Source organism: Parabacteroides sp. AF18-52 (assembly GCF_003479145.1).
GTDB classification, from domain to species: domain Bacteria; phylum Bacteroidota; class Bacteroidia; order Bacteroidales; family Tannerellaceae; genus Parabacteroides; species Parabacteroides faecis.
Map to the genome: position 1 here is coordinate 62,827 of NZ_QUGR01000022.1, position 11,204 is coordinate 74,030.

The window sequence follows — 11,204 nt, forward strand, 5'->3', positions numbered from 1 at the left end:
CGGGAGTTTGCTTGTACAATTTTGCCGTCGTGCAGCAAACTCCCACTTGCTCGATCACCGAACATTCCCCTTAATTTTTACTTTGACAGTTTGATTGTTCATGCTGTTGTACCTGACTGTCACGACTTCATCGAAGAAACCTATATCCTTCGGTGTCATCTTGATTCTCACGCGGAGAGTTTCTCCGGATTTTGCAGGCCGTTTCTCATAAGTGGCTGCCGTGCATCCGCAGATGGTACTTACGTCCACGATTACGAGGGGATTGCTGTTTCAGATACCATATTTTTAATTATATGATCGGATTCTCGCTTTTCCCTTCGGTAGCGAGAATGTAGTTGTCTCTTCGTTACTGTCTATGTTACTTGAAAAAGTAGGATTTTCTCTAATGAAAGATAATATCTTCTGAGTCTAAATAATACACTTCGTCATTATTCAGATTTATTGTATATAATCGTTTTCTTACTGGATCTAGCCATACACGATAGAAAGAGCGATCAGTTGTAAGTTTATAAAGGAGTTTACCGTTCCAGTCAAATACATGTATCATATTAAACTTCGGAAGTTCAACGCCAAGATGGTCATCCCATGGTTTTCTCCCCCAATAAGTTGCATAAATATAGTTGTCATCTGCATGTACACAATTATAAAACACATCCATGGACTCCATATTCGTTTCCAAAAGAGAAAAATCAGGACTGTTTTTCATTCTGTATCCCGTAAGGTTTCCTGTAGGAATGTCTAAGATATTTATTTGCGGAAGATGTTTCATAACCTGGACAATCTTAGAGCCATCAGGTTTCACTGCATCCCATGTATAAAAAAAGAAGTTTACAGAATTTCTCTCGTTTACATTATTGTTTTGTACAGACTTTGTTTTGTAAATGGGATAATCCTGTATTAACTTGTTCGTGGAAATCGTACGTTTTTCATAATATGGAGTAGCAGCTTCGTTCGCGTTCAAATATTCAGCAGGTTTATAGGCAAAAAGTATATCATCTGATTGATAAAATTCGAAGAATATGCGATCATTGTTATATGGGACAATTGCATCATATACTGTCGTGCCTTTTTCTATAGATTGGCTGATATTCCATAAAAATAATTTACCTTCATTAGAGGCATAAAGTAAAGTCATTATATCATTTCCTTTTTTAAATAATTGCATTATACAACCGACGGATATTACCTCATTGTCGCCCCGCCCTTTGTTACAGAAGGTTCCAATTTCTTCCCCTGTATCCACATTGAAAATCTTAAAGAAATGATTTTGATAACTAGGACTCCAACAAATCAACAGTGAATCATATACAGCTATCATGCCGGTATTATTCCCATTCAATGTGAGAATTTTACTCTTGACTACTTTTGTTGTTGTACTGTTTTCTTCAAAATATTGAATATCTCCATTAAAATATTTCTTGTCACAATTATTGGAATTACAACAAATAAATAGACTAAGAAATACAACCGAAATGATAATGTTAATTGTTCTCATGTTAATATCATAATTTATGAAGCATTATTTGCCTACTTTTATTCAGCTCAGATGTTTGAATAATATTAGTATCCATTGGATACCACCATCATTCTGATTGTTGATTTTAAGTGATTTTAATATACCTCCTTTCTTTTATAGAAATACACTTCTCACGTGCAAAATATTTAGAAAAGAGTATTTTTTTGTAATATTTTAATTGATCTGTTTTTATTTCTTAATAATAAACTATCGGCAACGGAGGTATTTAAGTCATTACATTCAATCAGATAAGCTCCGACTAGCGTTTTTCCATTGTATGGGTTACCATTCTTTTGCACTGAAAACGTATAGATAGCAATAACGTGTATTCTTTTGAAATAAATACCTGTCATTGAAATAGAACCACTTAGAGGTTTAGGATATGAAAAAGCAAACAGTTTCCCCGGTCTTGTCAGCACGGCAGCCAGCAGGCTGCATGTCGCCAGAAATAACATCGACAGATGAAACCAAAGAATTTTCCCTGTGACCACCCCGTTAGCCAGTCCTGTGTCTGTGGCAAAAACGGTGCACAGCAGAAAAATTCCGCTGATAACAAGTAATGAGTAACTTATATATTGTCTGTATTTCATAAATCAACCGTAAAATACAGTTTCCCCTCTTTATAAATAAAAACCTGTTCTTCCCGTCCTTTGGTCCGGTCGCGCAGCCATAACAACGCATTGTCCGGAACACGGTATTCCAGTTCCCAGCCGGTAGCGGTTTGAATCCCGAGCGATTTCCACCCGTTTACTCCGTCCTGATAGAAGAGCTCGTATTCATCTCCCGGCCAGACATAATTGTCATCGTTGCGTGGTGAGAAAACGACTTTTCCAATCGTTGTCGTTTTTCCCAGATCATATGTGATAAAACAAGAAGTATCTCTTGCCTGAAAATAGCTGAGTATATCTCCGTCTGTTATGTGATCCAATGCCTGTACAGGTTCTATGTCGTTCATTCGTTTTAATGGAATCTGTTCTTTGCATAAGGAATCCTTGAAAACAGAAAGTTCACTGAGTTCCATTCGTTTTCCCGATGGAGCAATATATTTTATGTATCTGTATTTCTTGTTAATATCCGGAGGTGTCAGTTTGTAATAATTGTAATCCAGTGTATCATTGAACTGATATACCAGATCCGGTTGGGTAAAAGAAAGATCTGTACTCACTTCTATTTTCGACCCGATAATGGCCCGATAAAGAAATTCGGCAATAGTTGGCATAAGCGACATTTTTCTTTTCAGTATAACTTTTTTCATGGAAATCGTATCCGGTTTTAGCAAATAAGCTGTTTCATTCTTATAAATAAACGGATAACCAGCCGCCCGGTGGTTTTGCCCGTCCGAGATCAAAGGCTGGTAAATAACATCCGGTTCCAGGTTGCGGAAAGTCACGCTTCCTTTGTGATTGAGTGCCATATCGACCGGAATCCAGCCGCCCGGACTGAAAACTCCCAGGTAAATAAATTCATCATAACCTGCCTGTACGGAAAGGTTTACTTCATTCTCCCCGAAATAATTAGCTGTCACATCCTTGATATAGCGGTTTCTGAACAGAGCAGGGACTTTTTCATCTCTTGTGATTCCGGTGAAAGGTTCTTCCTGCATACCGAAACAGTAACGATAGACTTTCCCTTTCTTTCTGCCGTCTGTCCCCGGATTCGTTCGGGAAGCTTCGAACTCATTGAAACCGAACTGTATAAACTTTCCGGTCGTATCGCGTAAGGTAGTCCAGAAATGGGGGTGCTGATATTCGGGTGAATAAACGAAATATTCACTTGCAACCGGAATACCGCAGGCTCGCATGGCATAAAGCGTAACATCACAAGCCTCCCGGCAGAAACCGACACGGTGATAGAATAAAAAGTCTGCACTCTGATGGGGGATACTAAAATCCGTATTCCACCGATAATAGACCCTTTTCAAATCTTTATCTACGGCTTTGCAGGCTTCTATCACATCGTCGCCCTGATAGGATGAATCGAGTATAGCTGTATAATAGTCATGATACAATTTCCGCCACGATGACAACGGCTCATCCCCGATACGGTAGGGGAGGATCAGTTCGCAGAAATCATCGAAACCCAGGTCCCGGTTCCACGGATACCTTTTCCACACATTGAAGGCCAGGTCGATATTTTCGATCAGGTAATCGGCTGTGATCACTTTGGCGTCATATACTTTCGGCAGTGAATAGAAAGAAACCCGTTGCCATTTTGCTATTACCTCTTTAGGAACGGTTTCTCCTTTTTCTTTTTGTATCAACACCGGCTTGATGGAATCCAGTTGCCAACCTTCATATCCATACCATCTGGGCATATTGCGAATCAGGAAACGGGCAGCTTCCAGTTTCTCCGTGTTATCTTTATAATGGTTCAAAACTGTCTCCAATTCTCCCCGGTTGTCTCCGGCAAAGGCAAGTGCTTGTTCCAGGCGTTTTTCTTCCGGCGAACTGCAGGCGATAAGAAAAACTGCTAATAGTATGTCTATTCCTGTTATAAATGCTTTTTTCATTGTTTTAGATTTAATGAATGACTTTTAAAAAACGATTCCACCGAAATTTATCAGTATATGGATCGACCGATTTCCATATAATCCAGGCTTTCCCTACAATATATTCTTCGGGCAGTAATCCCCAATAACGTGAATCCTGTGAGTTCATGCCTTTGTCGCCTGCCATAAAATAGTAGTTTTTCCGGAAACGGTAACCGTTAATCGGAGTCCCGTTAAGAAGAACCGTAGAATCCTTGTATTGAAGATTACCTTGTTGTTCCCATTCGATCAGTTTTTTATATAACCGGAAGTTTGTATGATCTAAAGTAACGGAATCATCTTTTGCTGGTATATAGAGCGGTCCGAAATCCTTGATGTTCCAGCCTATGATACTGTCGAATGGGAAACTCCGGAATATGCCGTCTTGAAATTTTTCAGTCGCTGCTATTCTTTTTTGTGAATCCATGTTGCCGAGAGGCATTTGTACGCCTTCCACATGAAAGAATCCGTATCGGATGGATAAGGTATCTCCCGGTATTCCGACACACCGTTTGATGTAATATTTGAGTATATGCATTTCAATTTTATCCCAACTGTTGGGATGCGGAAAATTGAAAACCAGAATATCATTGCGTTTTATCTTTTTTAAACCGGGAATGCGATAAATTTCTGTTTGTTCATTTCTCATGGAGGCGAACAGATTGAATATGCGAGGTCCAACAGTTGGTTTCCAAACAAGTATATTGTCTCCTGTGATTAATCCAGGTTCCATCGAATCGCTGGGGATTTTGAAAAAGGCTAATATGAATACCTGTACAATAAACCACAAGGCAACTGTCATACATAGCCAAAAGACAATGTCAATGATTTTATTGATCAGTTTATGTGTTTGCTTTTTCATATTCGTTTGAATAAATTATGACTAATTTTTACCACCAAACTTGTTTTCCATTCTCATACGTAAATATCCGTTCCTCTTTTCCTCTGGTATAATTGCGTAGCCAGTATAAAGTACCTTGAGGGATCTGTTTATATATTAATAATTCATCCTGCTCTGCCGTTTGTTTTCCGGCAGAGGCCCATGCTCCCGATTCATCTATATAGAAAAGTTCATAGGTATTGTTTTTTCGTATTCCGTTATCATCATTCCGGATGATATAACGTATTTTGTTGATATGTGCCGGCTTTGATAACGCCAGACCAGCCCAACTCATGCTGTCGCGTGTGTGGAAGAAGGTGAGAGGGTCTCCGTCGAATACATTATATTTGGTCGCATGCGGGTTGTAGATGCTGGTGTTGTCTGTTCCGATAATTTCCCCTTTAAGTATTTCCTGACTGTTTGTATCATAAAATTCCAGTTCAGCCATATTTCCTCGTAGATTGGGAGAAGACTGGTATCTGTAATATTTGTAACTCTTTTTAGGATTCACATCGATAGCGGTGTACTTGAAGCTTGGAGCCTCTGTGAACGTATATAAATCTTCCGCTATCCGGAAATCCGCATAATCCGATCCCTGGAATTTGCCACCGACAAATGCCGGAGGTATGGCTTCAAGATGTTTGGGTTCACGGTACTTACGTTCAAGGTACAGGTCTTCTTTTTCTCTCCGGCATTCGAAAAGGGTAACCTTTCCGGTGGAATCGACGATAAAGGGAGAACTTAACGGTTGCATGGAGTTATCCTTATAACTGTTGACCTGATAAATAATATCCGAACCGATATGGTTAAATGTCACTTTTTTATCGGATATCTTTCCCCAGTCTACCGGAAACCACCCCTGCGGATCGAATACGCATAGATAGGCATATTTATTGTGGGTATTTTTTATGGTCAATGGAACGGATACGGTCTGCGGATGAATAGCAGGAAAATGTTCCGTAATATCTTTCATGAAAGGATTTTTGAAAAATGCCGGAAGTTCTTCTTTAGAGGTATTTGTCATCACTAAAGAGTTTTGTTGTACGGAAAATGTCTTTTGATAGACTTTCGGTATGCCATCAAAACGTTTGAGATGATCTCCCGGATGGTGTTCACCTCCGGCAAAATCATAATAGTTTCCATCTTCGCCATATAGAAGGTTGAATGCGTGGCTATTATTGCTATGTCCCCAATGCGGAATACTTCCTGTTGTAACAGGTATCCCCACAGATCGCATGGCATATATTGCCAGGTTGGTATAGTCGCTGCATAAACCGAATTTTATATGAATAAGGCTACTGGGTTTTATGTCTGCAGGTTTAGGGAAATCGGTAAAGACATGGATCGGTAATTTAATCAGTTCATTGTTGATGGAAATACAGGCATCGCGGGCGGTCAATATACTATCCGTTAATAATCCGGAAAAGGCATTATAGTATTCTTCCCTCCATATCTCCGGTAATTCGTTTCCAACCCGGTAGGGGAGTATCCATTCGCAAAACTCATCAAAAGAAAGATGTTTATTCCAGGTTTTTTGCCATACTTGAAAAGCAGCATCTATCTGTGTAATCAGGAAATTTGCATTTATTCGTTGTAAGTCAGCTTGTTGTTTTGCGTAGTTGTGTTGGTATTTGTTATTAGCTCTATAAGTGTTATTTATAGTCTGTTGGTCGTATTCTTCTTGTTCTATCTGGTATGCAGAATCGATAAACTGGTGGAATTTGTCAATTTTATCCCCCTCCAGATAGTATTTTCCCAACATATTCTGTATCAGAAACCTGGCAGCTTCTTCTTTCTGTTTATCCCCTTTATAATGTTGTATAACTTTTTCAAGTTGCTGGCGGTTATTTCCTGCAGTTTGTAAGGCCAATTCCAATTGTCTCTTGTTGGTGTTGTCGCATCCCAACAAAAGGAACAGGTATAGTATAATAATTGTAGATAGATAGGATCTCATTGCTGTAATCTCCTTCATTGAATTAATAGTTTTTTATACTGTCGTTTTCAATAAAAAATATCCGTTGGTTGACGATCCTTTCCGGAATAGTGAACCATAGTAATGCATTTGCAGGTATTTGATCGTATGTTTGTGTAGTATCAGTTGAACTGACATATTCTAATGGGGTAAACCTGTCTTTCTCTGTGTCCCAGAAGTATAGCGTATGTACTTGATCCGGTTTTTTCTTACGTTTATTCAATGTGAATGTTTGTTTATGTTCTTTTAGAGGGATAAATTTACGAATATTTCCGTCTTTATCCGTATAAAAGGGAGTAGTAATATTTCTCAATTTGCTCCCATCCGGTGAATCGGCAACTATGAAGATGTTATCTCCAACAACGTTTTCGAAATAACAAACGGTATCTTTTCTATGTCCGATCGCTATCGGGCACCATTCATAGTGATTGTAAGTACATAAATAGACTTGATTTGATTTTCCTTTTTTTCTGTTGTTTTTGTCGACAGAAACTTTTATCGATGCCGTTTTATCCAGATATTCATTGGTTACATCATAAATTAGAGGACTTTTTAGAGTTGTAACATATCCGTCGTCTTTTCTGTCCATAATAGAAAAGTCCGGATCAAAACGTGAACGATATACTTTAGCAGGTCGTCGATGTCTGACTTCTGAAAAAGAGCGGGCATGTGTATCGGGCTGATCTTCTCCCGGTCCGAAGCTATAAAATTTTCCATTGTCTAAAACTACACACCAGCTATGCCCCAAGTCCATTTTAGTCCAGGTTGTCTGTTCTACTGTGACCGGAATGCCGCAAGCCCGCATTATAAAAGTACCCAGATTGCATAATCCCTCGCATTGGCTGATTCCGGAATGGTAGGTTTCGTCAATGGTCGGATAAAAGGGAAGACCGGTATGTCCATATTTCATAATGCCTTTCAGATGCTCATTAAGTACGATGCATGCCTCAAGAGGGGTTTTTACTTTAGCTGAATCAAGTATGGGAACGAAACGCTCCATAATTTCTTTTCTCAAATGAGAAACCTCTTCACATTGTGCGCGGTAGGGGAGGATATATTTACAGAAATCATTGAATGAAACATTTTTTGCCCATGGTTTTTGCCTGACAGTAAAAGCTAGTTCTATATTGTCAATAAGAAAGCGGCTGTCAAGTGTCGATATATCGTATTTGTTATGCGTTTTGATTTTGTATCCTCTTCTTGTTAATGAGTCACAGTGACTTTTTATGGATTGAAATCCGTCGAAATTTATAATCTCCGGTCGATATTGTTCTTTCCCGGAAGAAGTATAATATTGTTCCTGTGTGAAATGATAGGGCATATTCTCAATCAGGAAACGAGCAGCGGCGAGTTTTGCCGAATCCTTTTCATAATGGCTAAGTACTTTTTCAAGTTCTTGCCGGTTTTCTTTAGCATTATCAAGAGCTTGTTCCAGTTTTTTATCATTCTGTGTATTACAAGCTATTAGAAAAGCTGCTAATAAGATGTTTATACTTTTTGTAAAAAGATTTTTCATGGTTTATTATTCTAAGTCATATTTAATAATATCTTGTCCATCTTTGTTGGATGCTATGGCTAGAATATACTTATCATTTTTATCTACAGCTATTGCCCGTAGATTACGGTTTGCCTGCCAAGTGGCTATATGTTTTCCATTCCATTGGAAAACTGCTATTTTTGAGGGAGCTGTGAAATCAGAAGAACCATCATATAAGCAGTAAACGTATTGGGAGGATCCGCAAATATAGGTAAAGCATTTAGGAGTATTTCTGACATCTATTTCATCCCGGTCAGGATTTACTATAGGGATGACAGGTGTTTCTCCAAATTTAATAGTCGTCTTTAATGTTCCGTTTAATTCGTAAAAAGATACATAATTGGTAAAGCGATAAGCAGAAACAATTGTGTTTTGACTTTCGTTTAGACAAATAGTATTTGTGTATGACAGATTGTCTTTTGGCATTATCTCTTCGATTGAAGGTGATGGATCTACCCAGTAGTAGCCGGAATCTGGATTGAAAAAAAAATAAGAATTTTTATTATATCGACTTACAGGGATGGCATAAATATCTTTAGAGGTGATATTAAAATCACGACAAAACATGTTTTTTAGGTCAAATAGTTTAGATATGTTTATTTTTATATTGCTGTTTTTGTTGTTTAGGGTTATGCTTTTATAATATTGATTGTTGTCGACCAAAAATGTGATCTCTGTATTATTTAAATAGTTATGTGTTTCTTTTGTGAATAAAGGCATCCATAACTTATCTTTTTCAGAACTTCTACACAAACTTCCATAAGGATAAGATATGTTACCTTGTTTGTATACCCTAAGTACGGTATCTGATCTTTCGTCAAGAAATAAGTAAAAATTATTCATTATTTTTAAATCATAAAAATAACAAGACTCATCTTTTGAAAATTGAATTTTACCGTTTAGTTGTTTATCTGTTTTTATAGGTATGCTATAATCTTTGATGTTCATTTTATCTTGACATGAAAATGTCATAAATAAAAATGAGTAAAATAGTAATATATATTTCATATGAATAGTGTTTATTTAAGTATGTAATTTTTATTTGAACTTTAATAGGCAAATTATTGGATTGTCATCTTCTTTTATTTTTTCAACGACAGGCTTTAATTCTGATGGATAACTGTTGTATGTTGTTAATATGCTGGATTGTATCATGAATACAAAATAGTTGTCATATGTGCCTTTGACTTGGCTTAGTCCGTGTAAATTAGTGTATCTTGCGAAATCAGAACCTTTTAGTTTAAAAGATTCTCCATTTTTTTTATTATAAAAACCGATATATGCATTTAGACCTTGTGCATAATATACAACACAAATATAGTCATCTGTTTCTTTTATTGTTTGTGCAGATATATATTCTGTTTTGGATATTGTTCCATAATAATTTTTTTCAGCCTCTCTTTTTAACCATTCCATTGATGCGAATTTTTGTTTGCCAAAATCTAATTCATAAACTGGGGTTATTTTTTGAGGAGTTATTTTATAGATTGTTGGAATGAAAGGTAAATTTAGAAAACTATTTTGGTTGAATGTGTAAAAAAAAGATCCGGCAACCATTAAGTACTCAGGTTTAAAATCCGTAGGATATAATAAATTGATAGTGTTTAAATTAGAATCTGTTATTTTTACATAATGTGGATCCCTTTTACCTGAATCATAACAATTTTCTTTTGCCCAAGCTATATTTCCATCTGACAACCAGCTACAATTAGAAAAATAGAATGCTTTTAGACTATTTATGTATTGATAATTATTCAAGTCGTAATATAAAAGTTTGCTTAGACCTACATCTGCAATAGTGATAATTTGTTTTTCTTTGTCAATATTGAAGTTTGAAGGTGCTACATATTCTCCAGGTCCATTTCCTAAATTGCCAATTTGGGTGATGAATTTACCGGATATATCAAATACTAATAATTTACTTCTTTTGTCATCAATAATATATATTTTGTTATCAACAATTTTTATTTCTCTGATTTCACTGAATAAGCAACTATCATTTGTTTCCAATGGAATGAACTTGTATGTAAGAGTGTTGAATATATTTGGATTAACATCTTCATTAAATACAAGTTTTTTAATATCATTTATTGGTTCTTGTTTAGAACATGAGTATAATAATATTATTGATAATGAGAGCACAATATATTTCATTGTCATAAGAATGAATTTGAGTTTATAAAATGAAAATGTAATATAATAAGAGTGTGTCAAAAAGCCTGACACACCCTTATGGAATTGGTCTTATTTAGTACAAATACTGCTGCCACCTGGATCGCAATCTATTTCAACATGTACATCACCGCCAGATATTGATCCGCCAGGGTGTACACGGACTATGTATCGATTACCGCCTGGTAATAATTCACCTTGAGCTAATGCTTCCGTATTAGCCAGTGCCAAGTCTGACAGTTCCACTTCGTTCTGACTTTGGCTGAAGTTCCAGCCTGCTGCTGCTATCGCTGCTATAGCAATGACACCAAATAACTTTTTCATATTCGTATCTGTTTAATTGTTTATTTAAATCATTATTTAATCAGGCTATTTTCTATCTTTGCTTACTCTATTCGGATTAGATAGTCGAATGTTACCTGTAGCATTCTGTTTTGTCGGTTATATTACCATCATACACCTCCTTTTCGGGGTCTCCGGGAGTTTGCTTGTACATTCTTGTCGGGATGCAGCAAACTCCCATTTGTTCGATCACCGAACATTCCCCTTTATCTTTGCTTTGACAGGTTGGTTGTTAATACTATTGTACTTGATCGTAAT

The 11,204-nt window shown here is 36.9% G+C and carries 9 protein-coding genes and 2 pseudogenes; all 11 read right to left on the reverse strand.

From position 1 onward, the window contains the following. Positions 1–54: 54 nt before the first annotated feature. Positions 55–264, reverse strand: a pseudogene (locus tag DWX23_RS22340) (DUF1573 domain-containing protein); the annotation flags it as partial. 118 nt (positions 265–382) lie between these two features. Continuing rightward, entirely contained in the window at positions 383–1,495 is a 1,113-nt protein-coding gene (locus tag DWX23_RS22345; RefSeq protein ID WP_122376124.1) for a BF3164 family lipoprotein, read from the reverse strand. A gap of 167 nt (positions 1,496–1,662) precedes the next feature. Next, a complete protein-coding gene (locus DWX23_RS25220) occupies positions 1,663–2,106 on the reverse strand; it encodes a hypothetical protein (RefSeq protein ID WP_233564443.1) in 444 nt (147 codons plus the stop codon). Next, entirely contained in the window at positions 2,103–4,025 is a 1,923-nt protein-coding gene (locus tag DWX23_RS22355) for a discoidin domain-containing protein (RefSeq protein ID WP_122376125.1), read from the reverse strand. The genes DWX23_RS25220 and DWX23_RS22355 overlap by 4 nt, the downstream gene beginning before the upstream one ends. Before the next feature lie 10 nt (positions 4,026–4,035). Then, positions 4,036–4,905: a signal peptidase I gene (gene lepB / locus DWX23_RS22360; protein ID WP_122376126.1), complete on the reverse strand. Its 870-nt coding sequence runs from the start codon at positions 4,903–4,905 to the stop codon at positions 4,036–4,038. A gap of 28 nt (positions 4,906–4,933) precedes the next feature. Further along, the gene (locus DWX23_RS22365) at positions 4,934–6,895 is read right to left on the reverse strand and encodes a transglutaminase-like domain-containing protein (protein ID WP_122376127.1); all 1,962 of its coding nucleotides are present in this window, start codon (positions 6,893–6,895) and stop codon (positions 4,934–4,936) included. Positions 6,896–6,899: 4 nt separating this feature from the next. Then, positions 6,900–8,411, reverse strand: a complete 1,512-nt coding sequence (locus DWX23_RS22370) for a transglutaminase-like domain-containing protein (protein WP_122376128.1) — start codon at positions 8,409–8,411, stop codon at positions 6,900–6,902. A gap of 6 nt (positions 8,412–8,417) precedes the next feature. Then, on the reverse strand, positions 8,418–9,440 hold the full coding sequence (locus tag DWX23_RS22375; RefSeq protein ID WP_122376129.1) for a hypothetical protein: 1,023 nt from the start codon (positions 9,438–9,440) through the stop codon (positions 8,418–8,420). A 30-nt stretch (positions 9,441–9,470) separates the two neighbouring features. Continuing rightward, positions 9,471–10,592, reverse strand: coding sequence for a 6-bladed beta-propeller (locus DWX23_RS22380; RefSeq protein ID WP_122376130.1), 1,122 nt, complete (start codon positions 10,590–10,592; stop codon positions 9,471–9,473). Positions 10,593–10,676: 84 nt separating this feature from the next. Beyond that, positions 10,677–10,928 carry an NVEALA domain-containing protein gene (locus DWX23_RS22385; RefSeq protein ID WP_122376131.1) on the reverse strand — a complete coding sequence of 84 codons (252 nt, stop codon included), beginning with the start codon at positions 10,926–10,928 and terminating at the stop codon, positions 10,677–10,679. Positions 10,929–11,135: 207 nt separating this feature from the next. Continuing rightward, positions 11,136–11,204, reverse strand: a pseudogene (locus DWX23_RS25225) (DUF1573 domain-containing protein); the annotation flags it as partial.